At 39.4% G+C, this 16,336-nt stretch carries 16 protein-coding genes; 6 read left to right on the top strand and 10 right to left on the bottom strand.

The window, feature by feature from the left end:
* Nucleotides 1-6 precede the first annotated feature (6 nt).
* The 5 genes from kdpA to I8T81_RS07010 all read right to left on the bottom strand — a co-directional run bounded on the left by kdpA (nt 7) and on the right by I8T81_RS07010 (nt 4,898).
* A complete protein-coding gene (gene kdpA / locus I8T81_RS07030) occupies nt 7-1,716 on the bottom strand; it encodes a potassium-transporting ATPase subunit KdpA (protein ID WP_198072447.1) in 1,710 nt (569 codons plus the stop codon).
* A 258-nt stretch (nt 1,717-1,974) separates the two neighbouring features.
* Nucleotides 1,975-2,412 (bottom strand): 2-amino-4-hydroxy-6-hydroxymethyldihydropteridine diphosphokinase, encoded by a 438-nt coding sequence (locus tag I8T81_RS07025; RefSeq protein ID WP_198072446.1) that lies wholly within the window; start codon nt 2,410-2,412, stop codon nt 1,975-1,977.
* On the bottom strand, nt 2,369-2,749 hold the full coding sequence (folB, locus tag I8T81_RS07020; RefSeq protein WP_004700874.1) for a dihydroneopterin aldolase: 381 nt from the start codon (nt 2,747-2,749) through the stop codon (nt 2,369-2,371). Before folB ends, I8T81_RS07025 begins: the two co-directional genes overlap by 44 nt.
* Before the next feature lie 15 nt (nt 2,750-2,764).
* Nucleotides 2,765-4,063 (bottom strand): ABC1 kinase family protein, encoded by a 1,299-nt coding sequence (locus tag I8T81_RS07015; protein ID WP_198072445.1) that lies wholly within the window; start codon nt 4,061-4,063, stop codon nt 2,765-2,767.
* 58 nt (nt 4,064-4,121) lie between these two features.
* Nucleotides 4,122-4,898, bottom strand: coding sequence for a HesA/MoeB/ThiF family protein (locus I8T81_RS07010; protein WP_198072444.1), 777 nt, complete (start codon nt 4,896-4,898; stop codon nt 4,122-4,124).
* A gap of 173 nt (nt 4,899-5,071) precedes the next feature.
* Between I8T81_RS07010 and I8T81_RS07005 the strand changes: the two genes are divergently transcribed.
* Entirely contained in the window at nt 5,072-5,650 is a 579-nt protein-coding gene (locus I8T81_RS07005; RefSeq protein ID WP_198072443.1) for a flavin reductase family protein, read from the top strand.
* Between the two features lie 45 nt (nt 5,651-5,695).
* Here I8T81_RS07005 and I8T81_RS07000 read toward each other — a convergent pair whose 3' ends face one another.
* The 3 genes from I8T81_RS07000 to I8T81_RS06990 all read right to left on the bottom strand — a co-directional run bounded on the left by I8T81_RS07000 (nt 5,696) and on the right by I8T81_RS06990 (nt 9,487).
* Complete coding sequence (locus I8T81_RS07000) at nt 5,696-7,339, bottom strand: AMP-binding protein (protein ID WP_198072442.1); 1,644 nt, start codon at nt 7,337-7,339, stop codon at nt 5,696-5,698.
* A gap of 221 nt (nt 7,340-7,560) precedes the next feature.
* Nucleotides 7,561-8,697 (bottom strand): acyl-CoA dehydrogenase family protein, encoded by a 1,137-nt coding sequence (locus I8T81_RS06995; protein ID WP_032001313.1) that lies wholly within the window; start codon nt 8,695-8,697, stop codon nt 7,561-7,563.
* A gap of 19 nt (nt 8,698-8,716) precedes the next feature.
* Entirely contained in the window at nt 8,717-9,487 is a 771-nt protein-coding gene (locus I8T81_RS06990) for a 3-hydroxyacyl-CoA dehydrogenase (protein WP_198072441.1), read from the bottom strand.
* A 165-nt stretch (nt 9,488-9,652) separates the two neighbouring features.
* On the opposite strand from I8T81_RS06990, the gene I8T81_RS06985 reads away from it, so the two are divergent.
* The 3 genes from I8T81_RS06985 to I8T81_RS06975 all read left to right on the top strand — a co-directional run bounded on the left by I8T81_RS06985 (nt 9,653) and on the right by I8T81_RS06975 (nt 12,739).
* Nucleotides 9,653-10,678 (top strand): AraC family transcriptional regulator, encoded by a 1,026-nt coding sequence (locus I8T81_RS06985; protein ID WP_198072440.1) that lies wholly within the window; start codon nt 9,653-9,655, stop codon nt 10,676-10,678.
* Between the two features lie 243 nt (nt 10,679-10,921).
* Entirely contained in the window at nt 10,922-11,896 is a 975-nt protein-coding gene (locus tag I8T81_RS06980; RefSeq protein WP_198072439.1) for an aliphatic sulfonate ABC transporter substrate-binding protein, read from the top strand.
* A 3-nt stretch (nt 11,897-11,899) separates the two neighbouring features.
* Nucleotides 11,900-12,739 (top strand): ABC transporter permease, encoded by an 840-nt coding sequence (locus tag I8T81_RS06975; RefSeq protein WP_106466341.1) that lies wholly within the window; start codon nt 11,900-11,902, stop codon nt 12,737-12,739.
* A gap of 2 nt (nt 12,740-12,741) precedes the next feature.
* Here the strand turns inward: I8T81_RS06975 and prmC are convergent, their stop codons facing one another.
* Nucleotides 12,742-13,557 carry a peptide chain release factor N(5)-glutamine methyltransferase gene (prmC, locus tag I8T81_RS06970; protein ID WP_198072438.1) on the bottom strand — a complete coding sequence of 272 codons (816 nt, stop codon included), beginning with the start codon at nt 13,555-13,557 and terminating at the stop codon, nt 12,742-12,744.
* On the bottom strand, nt 13,557-14,645 hold the full coding sequence (gene prfA / locus I8T81_RS06965) for a peptide chain release factor 1 (RefSeq protein WP_004700863.1): 1,089 nt from the start codon (nt 14,643-14,645) through the stop codon (nt 13,557-13,559). The genes prmC and prfA overlap by 1 nt, the downstream gene beginning before the upstream one ends.
* A gap of 398 nt (nt 14,646-15,043) precedes the next feature.
* Here prfA and I8T81_RS06960 point away from each other — a divergent pair, with 398 nt between their 5' ends.
* The gene (locus I8T81_RS06960) at nt 15,044-15,463 is read left to right on the top strand and encodes a glycine zipper domain-containing protein (protein WP_198072437.1); all 420 of its coding nucleotides are present in this window, start codon (nt 15,044-15,046) and stop codon (nt 15,461-15,463) included.
* 235 nt (nt 15,464-15,698) lie between these two features.
* The gene (locus I8T81_RS06955; protein WP_004700859.1) at nt 15,699-16,217 is read left to right on the top strand and encodes a hypothetical protein; all 519 of its coding nucleotides are present in this window, start codon (nt 15,699-15,701) and stop codon (nt 16,215-16,217) included.
* Nucleotides 16,218-16,336: the final 119 nt, after the last annotated feature.

Below are 16,336 nucleotides of genomic sequence, written 5' to 3'. Positions count from 1 at the left end.
GCCTCCTTAGCCTTTAACCAACAAAAGTTGATCGGCAATTGGCCCAAGGACAAGAACTGGCATAAATTGTAATAAGGTAAGCAATACAACAATCGTAATCAGTGTTAACGCAAAAGTTGGTGTTTCAACTTGAAGACTACCTGTTGTTTCGGGTGCTTTTCTTTTTGCTGCTAAACGTGTCGCAATCATTAATGGCAAAATTAATGCTGGGAAGCGCCCTAAAATAAGTGCAATGCTACAAGTGACATTCCACCAGACTGTCGTATTTTTAAGGCCTGCAAAGCCTGAACCGTTGTTGGCAAATGCAGAGACATATTCATAGAACACTTGGGTAATACCGTGTGGTCCAGGGTTTGTAATACCTGATAATCCCGGAATACTAAGACTCAAGGCTGTAAAAGCCAGAATAATAAGAGGCTGAATTAAGATAATAATCGCAAGTAACTTGATCTCTGCTGCTTCAATTTTTCGTCCAAACAATTCAGGTGTACGACCTGTCATTAAGCCTGCAATAAATACCGCAAGTAACAGATAAATCATAAACTGTTGCAGACCACAGCCCACACCGCCCCAAATCGCATTAATCAACATGTTAATGAGTTCAACCAGCCCAGTCAGTGGTGCAGAAGAATCATGCATCATATTGACCGAACCATTATTTACTTGTGTGGTAAGCGCAGCCCACACTGCTGATGATGCAGCTCCAAATCGTTGTTCTTTACCTTCCATTACAGCAATTTGCGATGCTGTCGATGACATACTTTCAGACCAGACAGCTGCTGCACCTGAAATAATTGACATCAAAAGCATGCTACCAAACACAAAATAGGCAAATTTTTTGCGTTGAGTGAAATGTCCCACCATAAAAATGACTGTGATTGGAATGAGTAAAATCGCAATCATTTCCAAGAAGTTAGATAGCGGCGTTGGATTTTCTAAAGGTGCAGCACTATTTGGACCATACCAGCCGCCCCCATTACTACCCAATTGCTTAACAGCAACCATGGGTGCAACTGGACCTAATGGAATTTTTTGGATTTGTACGGTATTAGCTTTATCAATAACTTGTACTTCCGGCCCACCTTGGAAAGTTGCTGGCACGCCTTGGCTATTAAGCAATAACGACCAGACAAAACAGAGTGGTAGCAAGAAACGTACTGTAGGGCGGATCACATCTGCCCAATAGTTACCAATTAAAATTTGATCTGGCTGTTCGGCAACATCAGCCGCAATATGGCTAGGACGTTGATAAAAGAAAGCTCTTAAGGTCGCGACAACTAAAGCTAGCCCCATGATTGGTGTGATGACTTGCAAACCGACAATACCTGTCATTTGCGACAAATAAGACAATTGAGCTTGACCAGAATAATGCTGTTGATTAGTGTTGGTTAAAAATGAAATAACCGTGTGTAATGCTAAATCCCAACTCATATTTGGTGCATGATTTGGGTTTAAAGGTAGCCATGCTTGCGTCATAAAAATAGCAAAAACGGCTATAGCTAGAAAAATACAGCTAACAACAAATGCTAAAGAATATTGTTTCCAGTTCATTTGTTGTTGCGGAGATATACCTAACAAGCGATATACAGGATTTTCAATCCAACGAAATAATCCATCGCCCACCATCGGCTGATTTGCCATCACTTTGGATAGATATTTACTGAGGCACCATGCTAAAAAAATAGCAATAAATAAAATAAGAATAAGTTCTAACATGGCTATTCTCCTCTATACCCCTTGGCTTGATTTGCCAAAATGGAAATAAGGAGAGATGAACAGATATCATTTGTTTTTAGTCCGCATAAGGCTATGCCAGACTGATGCAAGATGCGCATTTGAGAATTTATAAGCATCTTTATTGTCCTGAAGTAACACTAATTTAGTGGATTTCAGTATGGATAAAATGCTCGTAAATTCTCTATTGAGGAACTCAAAGGCCGCGTAAATTTTGCGTAAATTTTAGTTTGAAAGACCTTAAAATTTAAAATTGACGACCGGATAAAGCGGACTATCAACCTTTAAACTTTCACAATGCCAAAGTTCATATAAAGGTATTTTTACATCGAGTGCTAAAGGTAATTTTTTAGCATTAAATTGCATATGGTCCAGATCACTTCCCCATGCAATCAAATCTACATCTAAAGAAATATGATGCGATGGGCGAACACGTCCAGAATCTGACTCAAGTTTCTTTAAAAAAGATTCAACTTGTTCAGATGATAAAGTGCTTTTTAATAGACATGCTGAATTCCAATAATCATCTCCAATACCATCTCGACATGGTATTTGATAAACAGATGAAAACTGCACTTTTCCCAAAGTTGCTAATTGCGTATAAGCAAAAGTAAAGTGCTGATCTGCGTCTAAATTACTCGCTAGGGCGAGTGCAAAAATTGTTTCTGGTGCGTTCAAGACGAATTCCTACAGCATTAGCTTCTGCAATGATGGCTGGCTTACGGATGGTTATGGTAATTTTTTCAATTGTTGGAAAGGTTTCAAATAAACATTGCAAAACTAGATGAGCTGCATGCTCGATTAACTCAGGTTTGGCTTGCTGAATGGTTTGAGCCGATAACTCACAAATCTGGGCATAGTTGAGTGTGTCCTCAAGCTTGTCAGACGCTGCAGCTCGGCTCAAATCATTATGGATGGTCAAATCCAACATTAAAGGTTGAATAATTTGTCTTTCCCAGTTGAAACAGCCAATCACTGTCTCAACCTTCAAGCCTTCAATAATAATGGCATCCATAAATTTAAACTGACCTTAGTGCTTTAACAACGAAGCAGGTTCCATATTTTGAACCATTTTCAAACGTTGGTCTGCATAAATATCAGTATATGGTGCGAGTACGCGCATAAAACGATCGAAATAAAGCATTTGCTTAAATAATAAGGCAAAATCTCGAGGGAATTTAATACCGTGGCGCTCACCAACCCCTACCATATCCATCATGATGTCATTTAAATCGGCAGGATTGGTAGACAGAATTTGCTGTGGATCGGCCATTAATACGCCATTAAATAAGCGCTCCAAATCTTGTGCCAATACATCAACATCGACCTTGTTATGGGTCATGCCCATCTTCAGCATATTTTCAGCCATTGCCTGATAATCAGTTTTTTGTAAGGCATCCATAAACGCGATACACGCTGTCCAGACTTCTGGCTTTAACTGACCCACAATACCGAAATCGATAAAACCAATTCGACCATCTTCAAGCAACATTAGGTTTCCAGCATGTAAGTCAGCGTGGAAACTCTTACAGAGCATAAGACTACCAAACCATGTATTCATGGCAGTAATCAGCACTTGTGATGGGTCTTTAGCATATTGTTTTACCACACTAAAATCTGTCAAAGAGACACCATATAAACGCTGCATGGTCAACACACGACGCGTAGAAAACTGATGATAAACTTTAGGGGCTGTCGCAGCGTGGTTTTGAGAAATATTTAAATATTCTATAAAGTCATCTAAGTTTTGGGCTTCTTCAATGAAATCGACTTCACGCACCATACGAGTTTTAATTTCATCGACAATGTCAGAAAGAGCAGCAAACTTGATTTTAGGGACTGCACGTTCAAGTAGTTTGGCTGCCCAATGCACCACATTTAAGTCAGTGTATAAAATAGTTTCTACGCCAGGTTTTTGTACTTTTATAACGACATCTTCACCTGTGGTCAGTTTAGCTGCGTGAACCTGAGCAATTGAAGCAGAAGCTAAAGGTTTTTCATCGATATAACTAAAAATCTGGTTTAAATCACGCCCTTCAAATTCAGAGGCAAGCACGCCTTGAATATAACTAAATGGCAGAGTTGGTGTCTGATCTAAACAACCTTGAAATTCTTCTACATATTCACGCGGAAATAGCGATGGTGTACTCGCGATAAACTGACCAAGCTTAATATATGTTGAGCCAAGCGACTCAAAAGTCTCACGCATGAGTTTGGCATTACTTGGCTTATCAGTTGCGTACTTAATACCAGCTTTAGCAGCAACCACTGCGGTTTCACCGATACGGGCAACTGAGCGCAATCCATCAAATAAAATATTTTTTTTCATATTTCTTTAGAACCAGAATATTCGTCTCAAGTGTAGCAAATTTTGCTTTGTTTGCTGATTAGCTTGCCTGACAAAGTGGACAATTTATATCTTTATCAAAATTAACAATACGTTGTGTCATATTTAATCCATCCCAAAGTAACAATTTTTGTTTCAGAGGAGTGCGATTAAGCCCTAAATATAACAAAGTGTGATGTGCTTGTAATGACGCTATCATCACAGGAGTAGTTGCAAGCACTCCTGACTCTGCACAACGGAGGCCTTCATTATCATGCTGTTCTTTTGGAAATAAACATTCATAACAAGCTGAATCACCTTCGACCATAAACATTTGCGCCTGAAAGCCAATTGCAGAAGCACTAATTAATGCGACCTGATGCTTTTTACAAGCACTATTCACTAAATAGCGAGTTGTAAAGTTATCACAACCATCTAAAACGACGTCTTGGTGTTCAACAAGTCTATCAATGTTATTTTCGTCTAAACGTTCATTAAAGTATTCAACACAGATATAAGGGTTAATTTTCTGTAACCGTTTTGCTAGAACTTCAGCTTTATAACGACCAATATCTTCATGACCAAATGCGATTTGGCGCTGTAAATTACTTATCTCAATGGTATCTGCATCAATGAGGGTAATTTTCCCAACTCCTGCTCGTGCAAGTAGTTCTGTACTGCTACAGCCTATGCCACCAGCACCCACAATCAGCACATTGGCAAGTTTGAGTTTTTCCTGAGCTTCAATATCCCATCCATCAAGTAAAATCTGACGGCTATAGAGATGCATTTCTTCATCACTTAACTCTACAAAATCGATATCTTGAAGCTCAGTCACACGTTAATCCTTTCACTTAGAAGCCAAATGATTTTATGACTAAGTCAATTATTATGAAAGCTATAAAATAGAAACAGTTTTTTTATTCGGTTACTGCTCTATTGTTCACATTACTTCTTTCAAACTTTCTGCAACAATAGAACGAATTAGTTTCTTTGTTACTTAGGCTAAATATGTCCCAATCATATATTGCACCAGTAGAGTTAGAAAAAGCTTATCGTTTATTAAATCATGGTCCAACTGTGCTGGTTTCTGCACAACATGGTGATGACCGCAATGTAATGGCTGCCGCATGGGCATGTGCATTAGAGTTTAAACCTGCCAAAGTGTCTGTAGTTTTAGATAAAAGTACGAAAACCCGACAGCTTGTCGAGCAAAGTGGCTATTTCACACTACAAGTTCCTTGCTATGCACAGCTTAATATGACCAAACAACTTGGCACCATTAGTAAATTAGATGATCCACAAAAACTTGAGCACTGTGGGGTTGAACTCTTCTATCAAGAAGGCCTGAGTAGCCCACTTGTATCAGGTTGTATCGCATGGCTGGTTTGTAAACTTATTCCTGAACTGCACAATCAGTCAGCTCATGATTTATTTATTGGCTCTGTTGTAGGTGCGTGGGCAGATAGTCGCGTTTTTAGAGATGGGCACTGGTATTTTCAGGATGCACCAAAAGAACTTCGTAGCTTGCACTATATTGCTGGTGGAACGTTTTACTTGATTGGTGAAGAAGTGAAAGCCGACCTCTAATATAAAAAATAAAGGGAAATATTTAAATATTTCTCTTTTTTCAATTTAGCTCGCATAAGCTTGCTGCATTTTTGCAATTTCTTGCTGCTTCAATAATCCTCTTTGAATTTTCCCACTTGTGGTTTTCGGTAGACTGTCCACAAACTCAATCTCTTTTGGATAAGCATGACGAGATAAACGGTTACGGACATATTGCTGTAGTTTATCTTTTAATGTTTCACATGCTTGATAAGCAGGTTTAAGCACCACAAAAGCTTTTACTATTTCGGTTCGTTCCGGATCTGGTTTACCAATTACTGCTGACTCTAATACCGCCTCACACTCTAACAAAGTACTTTCAACATCGAATGGTCCAACTCGGTAGCCCGATGTTGTAATGACATCGTCAGCACGACCAACAAAATCAATGCCGCCATGTTCGTTTAAAATGACCGTGTCACCTGTTAAATAATACTTACCAACAAACGATTTTCGATTATTGCCACCATAGCCTTTAAACCACATCAATGGCGATTGCTCCGAGTCCATCGCCAAGATACCAACACCACCAGTTGGTAATTCTTGATAATTTTGGTCTAATACCGCAAAACGATGTCCAGGAATTGCAAAACCAGCTGAACCTACTTTTAATGGGTGCTCAAGCGCATGGTGGTTCGCAATCACCATGCCGAGTTCAGTTTGTCCATATTGATCAAAAATATTGACCTCTAAATCCTGTTTAAACCAGTTCACAACCTCAGGAGTTAATGGCTCACCTGCACTACTCACTACGCGTAAATGTTGTTTAATTGAAGGGTCAAATTTTTCCTTAAACCCAAAGAACATTCGAAATGCTGTTGGCGATCCTGTTAAATTATTTATTTTATATTTTTTGATCAGCTCAATGGCTTGGTCAACATTAAATGAGCGCTCATCCATAATAATGCTATGCCCCAAGCTTAAAGGCCCAGTAATGCCATAATACAAGCCATACGCCCAGCCCGGATCTGCCAAATTCCAGAATATATCCTCTTCACGCAAATCGACAGCATGAGTCATATAACCTTTAAATGCCAAAATTGCTTTTAGTGGAACGGGTACAGACTTCGCAAGTCCAGTCGTACCAGAGGTAAACATCATTAAAAAGTCATCATCAAAGCTACGATTTACTGGCTCACATTGCTCAGAATAGCGTTGTAAAGATTGCCAAAAATCGAAGTCATGTTCAGATAAAGGACCAGTCTGATGAACAGTGACAATAACCGGAATATTTAAAGTATTCAGTTTAGGTCGTTGTTCATCATTAGTCACAATCAATTTCGTTTGAGCAGTCGTAATACGGTGATCAATTGATTTTGCTTCAAAAGCAGTAAATAAAGGCTGATAAACAGCCCCAATGCGCCACGCTGCCAAAATTGTAATTAATAACTCAGGCGTTCTCGGTAGAAGTCCTGCAATACAATCTCCAGCTTGAATTCCTTGTGCTTTAAAGAAGTTAGCAAGTTTTCCAGAAAGCTCAGCAAGTTGTTCGAAGGTATAGTGCTCTGCCTGCCCGTTTTTTCCTTCCCAAATAAGCGCTGTTTTATTTTTTCCTACATAACGCTCACAGCACTCAACATAAGCATTTATTGCTTGGGGATGCCCAACAAGTTGCCCTTCAATAAGTTTTGCAAGATCAAATTGCTGATAAGCTTCTGCCAAAGTTTTCATGATGCTCACCTTCATTCCGTTTGATGATTGATTTTGTGTAAAGCCACAAAATCTGTCCTGACTGTTATTGTTTTAGCTAAAGCTCGAAGAATATTTCTTCAACTTTTCCATCTATTTCAAAACAAAACTAATAGCAAAAATGCATCATTTCAATTGCAAGAAACCGCACATGGTGTGCGGCTTCTTGCAGTTTTAAGTTTAAAAACTCAATGCCTTATGATCTAAACTTGAGCCACTTCACGAGCAATCACCAAGCGCTGAATATCAGAAGCACCTTCATAAATCTGGCTTACACGGACATCACGATAAATTCTCTCAACGGGGAAATCACTGACGTATCCATAACCGCCATGAATCTGGATTGCATCCGAACACACTCGCTCAGCCATAGTTGATGCAAAGAGTTTCGCCATTGAGGCTTCTTTTAAACAAGGTAGCCCAGCATCTTTTAAAGTTGCCGCGTGCAAAACTAGCTGATGTGCCGCTTCAATCTGAGTTGCCATATCAGCTAAGCGAAAACCAACCGCCTGATGCTGGACCAGCTCTACACCGAAGGCCTTACGCTCGTTTGCGTATTGCACGGCTGCATCAAAAGCAGCTCTTGCCATACCAACAGATTGAGCCGCAATACCAATACGACCGGCCGCTAAATTAGATAGCGCAATTTTATAACCTTCACCTTCTTGTCCCACCAAATTTTCTAAAGGAATTCGGCAGTTTTCGAGAGTAATAGTTGCTGTATCTGAAGCATGTTGACCCATTTTGTCTTCAATTCGAGTCACCAAGTAGCCTTGTGTATTGGTCGGTACAAGAAAGCATGAAATGCCTTTTTTGCCAGCTTGTTTATCTGTAACCGCAAATACCAAAGCCACTTGAGCATTTTTACCACTGGTAATGAATTGCTTTACGCCATTGAGTACCCAATGGTCGCCATCTCGCTCGGCTTTACATAAAATCGCGCTTGCATCGGAACCAACATGTGGTTCAGTTAAACAAAAGCACCCTAGCCATTCGCCAGAAGCAAATTTTGGCAAATAGGTTTGTTTTTGCTGCTCTGAACCGTATGCCAGTGTAATACCGCAAATCAAAGAGTTTTGTACGCTGACGATTGTCGAAATAGCACCATCACCTGCAGCAATTTCCTCAATTGCGAGTACTAAAGATACATAATCCATTCCGGCACCGCCCCATTCATCGGGCACAGTCATCCCCATAGCGCCTAGTGCACCTAAATCTTTTAACTCCTGAGCCGGAAATTCATGGGTCTTATCGCGATGTGCAGCTGTTGGTTTTAACTGATTTTGCGCATAGTTACGCATCATCTCCTGAACCATGCTTTGTTCAGCATTTAGAATCATTTCAACATCCTTATTTTTATTATTTTGCTGCCATACGAATTGCACCATCTAAACGAATAACTTCACCATTTAAATAGGAATTTTCAGCAATATGAGCAACCAAACGAGCAAACTCTTCTGGTTTTCCTAAACGAGATGGATACGGCACCATTTGCCCCAGAGCATCTTGTACATTTTGTGGCATACCCTTAAGCATTGGAGTTTCCATAATTCCCGGTGCAATGGTCATAATACGAATAGCATGTCGTGCTAGCTCACGAGCAATTGGCAAAGTCATCGCCACAATAGCGCCTTTTGATGCAGAATAAGCTGCTTGTCCAATTTGACCGTCAAATGCCGCAACAGAAGCGGTGTTAACAATAACGCCACGGTCCTCTTCACCTACTTCAACTGTATTTTTACTCATTGCATCTGCTGCAAAACGCAGCATATTAAATGTACCTGTGACATTAATATTTAAAGTCTTTGCAAATAATCCCAAGTCATGAACACCCTCACGACCAACTACTTTTGCAGAAGGCCCAATACCTGCACAATTCACCAAACCATGTAAATGACCATGTTTAACCAACAAATCTTTAAAGAACTGTTCAGTAGCAACTTCATCGGTTACATCAAGTTTTACAAAGTCAGCTTTTGGCCCTAACTGTTTCGCCTGCTGCTCACCTGCTTCTACATTCATGTCTACTAATGTGACTGAGGCACCTTGTTGCACTAAATATTCAGCCGTTGCAGCTCCTAAACCAGAGCCACCACCTGTAATCACGAAATGTTTTCCTTGAATTTTCATTATGTAATGTCCTATAGAAATGTTCTTTAACCTTAGTAGTGAGAGTAAAAGTTGTTTTTTTCCGATACAATTTCAAAAAACCTCAAAATGCTTGCAGCTTTTGATCAATCCAAATTTTGAATATGAAATATTTCACTTGAAATACGTAAAAAATGAGTCTTTGACATGGTTGTCCAATCTTCTTTAAGTAAAGGAACAATTTCGATTGCACTGGTACATGAAGCATTAAGTGCGGCTTATGCCAAAGGGCTAAATATTCAAATTATTCTGAATAAAACAGGTATTCCTGCTGAATTACTCATGACACCCAAAGCACGTGTTCCAGTAGCAACATATGCACAATTATGGATAGCACTTGCCAACGCCATGAACGATGAGTTTTTTGGTATGGATAGCCACCCTATGCGTCGTGGTAGCTATAAATTACTTACAAAACTCGTCAGTACGGCTGAAACTTTAGAAAAGGCTCTCTACGATATTTTGAAGTTTTTTAACTTCGTTTTAGATGATATGCGTGGAGAGTTAATTCGAGAACAAGCAAAAGCTTATTTGGTCATTCGTGATCGTGACCAACCCAAACGTATGTTTACCTACGCAACCTTTCTAATGTTGGTACATGGGCTTATGTGTTGGTTAGTAGACCAACGAATTGGCTTAAACAATATTGCAGTACGCTGTCCAAAACCGAACGATATTCAAGATTATTTGGTACGCTTTTGTGAAGATATACAATTTAATGCCGAGACAAATCAGGTTGAGTTTGATGCCCACTACTTAGATATTAAAATTAAAAAAGATAAAAAAGCGCTTTATGATTTTTTAGAACAAACTCCGCAAAATCTTTTAGTTCGCTTTAAAAATGAAAATGCCTTGAGCGTTCTTATTCGTCGTCATTTATTAAAGCTTCACCCTGCTCAATGGCCCGAACTCAAAGATGTAGCCCAGCAACTCAATATTTCAGAAGCTACTGTTCAACGTCGCCTCAAACATGAAGGTGTGAGTTATCAACAAATTAAAAATGAAATTCGCTGTGATATTGCGATTGAACGCTTAAGCAAAAGTAATGATTCAATACAAGACATTAGTGAAGACTTAAATTTCCACGACCCAAGTGCTTTTCACCGTGCTTTTAAAAAATGGACAGGTGTTAGCCCCGGTGCTTATCGAGATAATTTAACCCCACACAAGTAATAAAAAATGGACTTAACGAAACTTGAATTCTAGACTTAAACTTATGATATTTATGTATTTTAAATTCAATATTTCAGATAAATGCATCATTTAAAGCTTAATAATATTCATAAAAACAGAGATTTATAATTTTATTTAAACTTTTATCTTTCAAACTGATTTACAAATCAAAATAACTAAGTTTATAGACCACTCAACACGTGAAAGGATGATCCATTATTTTATTTCGGTTCTATTTTTATCATGTCTTTAAAATCAAAATTTTCTATACCAAAGACTTTGTTGGCATCAACATTGGGGTTCGTATTTGCTTCATCTACTTTTGCAGCAATTCCGACTACACTTAAACTTGATTACGCTTACTACGCACCAACTAGTTTAGTGGTCAAAGATCAAAAACTTCTCGAAAAAGCACTACCCAATACCCAAATTAAATGGGTTTTTAGTCAAGGTAGTAATCGTTCATTAGAATATCTCAATAGTAACAGCATCGATTTTGCTTCTACCGCTGGATTAGCTGCTGTATTAAGCCGAGCGAATGGTAGTCCAATTAAAACAGTTTATGTACAAAGCCAACCGGAGTGGACCGCCCTTGTTGTCGCAAAAAACTCACCAATTAAAAGCCTAAAAGATTTAAAAGGTAAGAAAATTGCAGCTACTAAAGGAACAGATCCTTTCTTATTTACACTACAAGCATTAGAAACCATAGGCTTAAGTAAACGCGATGTACAATTGGTTCATTTACAACATCCAGACGGTAAAACTGCATTAGAGCGTGGTCAAGTAGATGCTTGGGCTGGACTTGATCCATTAATGGCTTCAGCTCAAATACAATCGGGCGCGAAATTACTTTATCGTAATGTTGGATTTAATAGCTATAGTGTATTGAGCGTTAAAGAAGACTTTGCAAAGCAAAGTCCTGAAGCGGTAGAAGCTGTGATTAAAGCCTACGAACAAGCTAGAAAATGGGCAAAAGCCAATCCAGATAAAGTAGCAGCACTTTTAGCACAAGAGTCCAAACTCCCTCTACCTGTGGCTAAACTACAACTGAGCCGGACCAACTTTGATCAAAGCATCCCATCAGCAACTCAAGCACAAGCACTAAAACGTTCTGGGAAAATTTTGACTGAAGAAGACTTAGTCAGAAAAGGAACCAATGTCAATCAAGTGGTTGATCAGTTATTAGATCCACGTTTTGCTCAAAAAGTCGTGAAATAGTATATGAGTGATTCACTTAACAAAGCTGAGCTAAATCATTTCCTAGCTCAGCAGGCTTTAAAATCTCAGAAAAACCATCTAAACAACAAATTTACACGGTGGTTTAAAGCGCTACTCATTCCACTCATTTTTTTAGTGGGTTGTGAGTTTTTAGTCAGAAATGGCTATATCAATGCTTATCTGCTCCCTGCACCTTCGAGTTTATGGCAATCTTTTTTAGATTTAGCTCATAGCGACCTATTTGCCCATATTTATATTAGTACATGGCGTGTTCTATTCGGCTTTATCATAGGAAGTGGTTTAGGTTTAATTTTTGCGATTTGGGTTGGATTAAGTAAAGAGGCAGAAGCATATTTAGAACCGACCTTTTCAGCAATTAAATCGATCCCAAGTCTTGCTTGGATTCCACTGTTATTGCTTTGGTTAGGAATTGATGAAGGTTCTAAAATTACGCTTATTGCAATCGGAGCATTTTTTCCAACCTATACCAATACAGTTGCAGCAATTCATAATGTAGATAAAAAGCTCATTGAAGTTGGAAAAGTTTATCGGCTCAATGCTTTTCAACGTGTTTTATCTATTATTTTACCGGCAGCATCTCCGGGCATTTTAACGGGTTTACGTAACAGCTTAAGCTTATCGTGGATGTTTATGATTGCAGCTGAACTGATTGCAGCCACTCAAGGGATTGGTTATTTACTCAGTGATGGCCGAGAAACGTCTCGGCCTGATATTGTTATCATTGCAATTATTTTATTGGCACTATTGGGTAAAATAACCGATAGCTTAATGAAACTTATAGAAAACTGGTTATTACGTTGGCGTGATACGCTACAAAAATAACTTTAAATCCAGCGTGCCAAAGTGACTCGATCATTTTGGCCATAATCTTGAATGGTTTTTATCTCACAAAAACCATGCTCTGCGAAAATGTCTCGAACAGCTTGCCCTTGATTATAACCATGTTCAAGTACAATCCACCCTTGAGGTTTTAACCAGTTTTTCCCTTGAGCAATAATAATTTCAATATCAGCCAATCCCTGATGGTCTGCAACCAATGCACGGCGTGGTTCTGTTGCCAAAGCTTGCATGTGCTCATCTTCTGGATCGATATACGGCGGATTAGAAACAATTAAATCAAATTGTTGTGGCTCTAGTGCTTCAAACCAAGCGCCACAAGCAAATTTCACATGATATAAGCCGTGTGTTTGTGCATTTTCTTTTGCAACGTCTAAAGTAGGTACATAAATATCTGTTGCTGTTACCTGCCAGTTCGGACGTTCACTTGCCAATGCAAGCGCAATTGCACCTGTCCCTGTTCCCAAATCCACAATATTTGCATTCTTTGGCAAATTTAGATTTAAAACAGTTTCGATTAAAACCTCAGTATCAGGTCGTGGTACTAAAGTATCTGACGTTACTTTTAAATCAAGCGTCCAAAATGGCTGCGAACCTGTCACATAGGCTAAAGGTTCACCATTTTGAATACGCTCAAGACCAGCCAAGTAGTCTTGCTCTTGCTGAGCCGTTAACTCTTGCTCAAGTCTGAACTTTAATTCGAGTGAATTGATTTTTAGAAAATGCTCAAGCAACCAAGCATTTTCTTGTCGTTCATAACTGTCAGGCTCACCACGAATTGCAAGCGCTTGAGCAATATTCATTAGCCGCCATTTTCCTGTGCAAGCATCGCAAGCTGATCTGCCTGATATTCACGATGTAAGCTATCGAGCAATTCAGTTAAATCACCTTCCATAATGGCATCTAACTTATATAAAGTTAGGTTAATACGATGGTCAGTCATACGACCTTGCGGGTAGTTATAAGTACGGATACGTTCAGAACGGTCACCAGAACCGACCAAATCACGGCGCATTTCAGAAGTCGCTGCATCAGCCGCTGCACGTTTAGCATTTTCTAAACGTGATACTAACAATGCCATCGCTTTAGCTTTGTTCTTATGCTGTGAACGTTCTTCTTGGCACTCAACGACTGTACCCGTTGGAATGTGAGTAATACGTACTGCCGAATCGGTTTTGTTAATGTGCTGACCACCCGCACCTGACGCACGGTAAGTATCAATACGTAAATCTGCCGGATTAATTTCAACGTTAGTATCAACGTCAATTTCGGGCAGAATTGCCACTGTACAAGCCGATGTATGCACACGACCTTGTGATTCAGTTGCTGGCACACGTTGTACACGATGCGCGCCACTTTCAAACTTTAAGCGGCCATACACGCCATCACCATCTACACGGCAAATGACTTCCTTAAAGCCGCCATGCTCGCCTTCATTTTCAGAAAGGACTTCAATACGCCAACCTTGTGTCTCTGCATACTTGCTATACATGCGGAACAAATCGCCTGAGAAAATTGCAGCTTCGTCACCACCTGTTCCAGCACGAATTTCTAAATAAGCAGCATTAGAGTCATTTGGATCTTTTGGAATCATCAAAATATTGAGCTGGCTTTCTAGTTCTTCAAGCAATGCTTTATTCGCCTGAATTTCTTCTTCTGCCATATCTTTAAAGTCAGGGTCCGACTTCATCATTTCAGCAGTTTCAATGTCTTCTTCTGCTTGACGGTATTTGCCCCAAACTTCGGTAATTTCACTTAAATCACTATGTTCACGAGACAGTTTACGGAAACGTTTGTTATCGGAAATCACTTCTGCATCTGCAAGCAATGCGGTAAGTTCTTCATGACGATCACAGAGTTGATCAAGTCGTAAACGGAGTGACGCTTTCATAAGAGGAAATATCTCAAAAGTCCAAAAAACTTATCTAGATAAATATAAGAAGATAAGCCAAATCATAAAAATAGCGCATAGTTTACAGATTATGCTGATTAAATGACATATGTAATCCTTCAATTCCTGAACTTTAGAATAGTCTTCTCAGCATTCCTAAGTACATTAAATTAGATATTTTCCCTATCAAACGCTCACTACTTATTTTCAAACATTTGTATTGGTCAACTTTTCGGTCAGATTGATGGTTTTACATACGTTTTTAATAGAAAGCATACAAACGAGACACTAAACTCCAATAATCAAATGAGGGTTCTCCACATTTAAAGAGAAGTGTTTTGTTACATTTGCCGTAACCAAAGATATATGGTCCTGCAACTTGGGACATGGAGTAAGTAATGAAATTAAATACTTTATTATGTAGTGCAGTTTTGGCTAGTTCTATGGTGACTGTAGCACATGCTGATAATACAACTCACGTAGCAGCTGCTTCAGCTTTAGGTAGTGTTGCAGGTACTGCAATTGGTAAAAGTATGGGTGGTACATCTGGCGCAACTATTGGTGCTGCTTTAGGTGGTGCTGGTGGTGCGGCAGTTGCTAGTGATCGTCGTCATCGTACAGAGTCTGCAATTGGCGGTGGTTTAGGCGGTGGTGCTGGCTATACTGTTGGTAAAAGCATGGGTGGTACAAACGGTGGATACATCGGTGCTGCTTTAGGTGCAGCAGGTGGTGGTGCTTTAGGTAATAAAATTTCTAAAGACCGTGATTATGATCGATCTTCAAAACACTGGAAGAAAAAACATCGTCATCGTCACTAATTATAGTGAAGAGAATATCTTAAAACACCTTCGGGTGTTTTTTTATGATTAAAATTTTTGTGGTCTTAAAATCTTTTGCTCATGATTTATTCACATCTTAATACAACCAATACAAAGCAGACACAAAACTATTGTATCGGCATTGCCATTCTCCATAATTTTCACGAAATTTTTAATTACATTTAGCTCAAGACATAAAGATTGCTCTTTAGCAAAATGAGCATGGAGTTCCAAAATGAAAATGAATATTTGGTTAGCAAGTGCATTAATCGCAACAACCTCTATGGTGTCAGTTGCCCATGCAGATAATGGTACCCGTGTAGCAGCAACTTCGGCTCTAGGTAGTGTAGTCGGTACAGCAATTGGTAGAAGTATTGGTGGTACATCTGGCGCAACAATTGGTGCTGCTTTAGGTGGTGCTGGTGGTGCAGCCGCAGCAAGTGACCGTCGTAACCGTACAGAAGCGGCTATTGGTGGCGCTTTAGGTGGTGGTGCTGGTTATACCGTTGGTAAAAACATGGGTGGTACAAACGGTGGGTATATCGGTGCAGCAGTAGGTGCCGCTGGTGGTTCTGCTTTAGGTCGTAAAGTTGGTCAAGACCGTAACTATGATGACCGTTATGACCGTCGTTATGATCGAGATGACCGCCGTTACGATCGTCGCTATGATCGTGAAGACCGTCGTTATTACAATGATCGCGCTTATTATCGTCATGATAATGGCTTACACCGTGGATGGTATAAACATCACTAATTGGTATACAGATATTAAAAAGCACCCTAGCGGTGCTTTTTTTATTTGGGAGTGAAATTTATATCGAAAAAAATCGATATACATCACCTCATTTATATCGTATTATTTCGATATAACGT

Origin of the sequence: Acinetobacter seifertii (assembly GCF_016064815.1) — a bacterium.
Classification (GTDB): domain Bacteria; phylum Pseudomonadota; class Gammaproteobacteria; order Pseudomonadales; family Moraxellaceae; genus Acinetobacter; species Acinetobacter seifertii.
This window is presented reverse-complemented; position numbering and strand designations above follow the sequence as displayed.

Bases quoted from the DNA above. Each gene is read 5' to 3' on its own strand.
- I8T81_RS07015 (WP_198072445.1), bottom strand. From the start codon at position 4,063: ATGAAAAAAAATATTTTATTTGATGGATTGCGCTCAGTTGCCCGTATC.
- I8T81_RS06995 (WP_032001313.1), bottom strand. From the start codon at position 8,697: ATGATTCTAAATGCTGAACAAAGCATGGTTCAGGAGATGATGCGTAAC.
- I8T81_RS06990 (WP_198072441.1), bottom strand. From the start codon at position 9,487: ATGAAAATTCAAGGAAAACATTTCGTGATTACAGGTGGTGGCTCTGGT.
- prfA (WP_004700863.1), bottom strand. From the start codon at position 14,645: ATGAAAGCGTCACTCCGTTTACGACTTGATCAACTCTGTGATCGTCAT.
- I8T81_RS06980 (WP_198072439.1), top strand. From the start codon at position 10,922: ATGTCTTTAAAATCAAAATTTTCTATACCAAAGACTTTGTTGGCATCA.
- kdpA (WP_198072447.1), bottom strand. From the start codon at position 1,716: ATGTTAGAACTTATTCTTATTTTATTTATTGCTATTTTTTTAGCATGG.
- I8T81_RS07000 (WP_198072442.1), bottom strand. From the start codon at position 7,339: ATGAAAACTTTGGCAGAAGCTTATCAGCAATTTGATCTTGCAAAACTT.
- I8T81_RS06975 (WP_106466341.1), top strand. From the start codon at position 11,900: ATGAGTGATTCACTTAACAAAGCTGAGCTAAATCATTTCCTAGCTCAG.
- folB (WP_004700874.1), bottom strand. From the start codon at position 2,749: ATGGATGCCATTATTATTGAAGGCTTGAAGGTTGAGACAGTGATTGGC.
- I8T81_RS06960 (WP_198072437.1), top strand. From the start codon at position 15,044: ATGAAATTAAATACTTTATTATGTAGTGCAGTTTTGGCTAGTTCTATG.
- prmC (WP_198072438.1), bottom strand. From the start codon at position 13,557: ATGAATATTGCTCAAGCGCTTGCAATTCGTGGTGAGCCTGACAGTTAT.
- I8T81_RS06985 (WP_198072440.1), top strand. From the start codon at position 9,653: ATGGTTGTCCAATCTTCTTTAAGTAAAGGAACAATTTCGATTGCACTG.
- I8T81_RS07005 (WP_198072443.1), top strand. From the start codon at position 5,072: ATGTCCCAATCATATATTGCACCAGTAGAGTTAGAAAAAGCTTATCGT.
- I8T81_RS06955 (WP_004700859.1), top strand. From the start codon at position 15,699: ATGAAAATGAATATTTGGTTAGCAAGTGCATTAATCGCAACAACCTCT.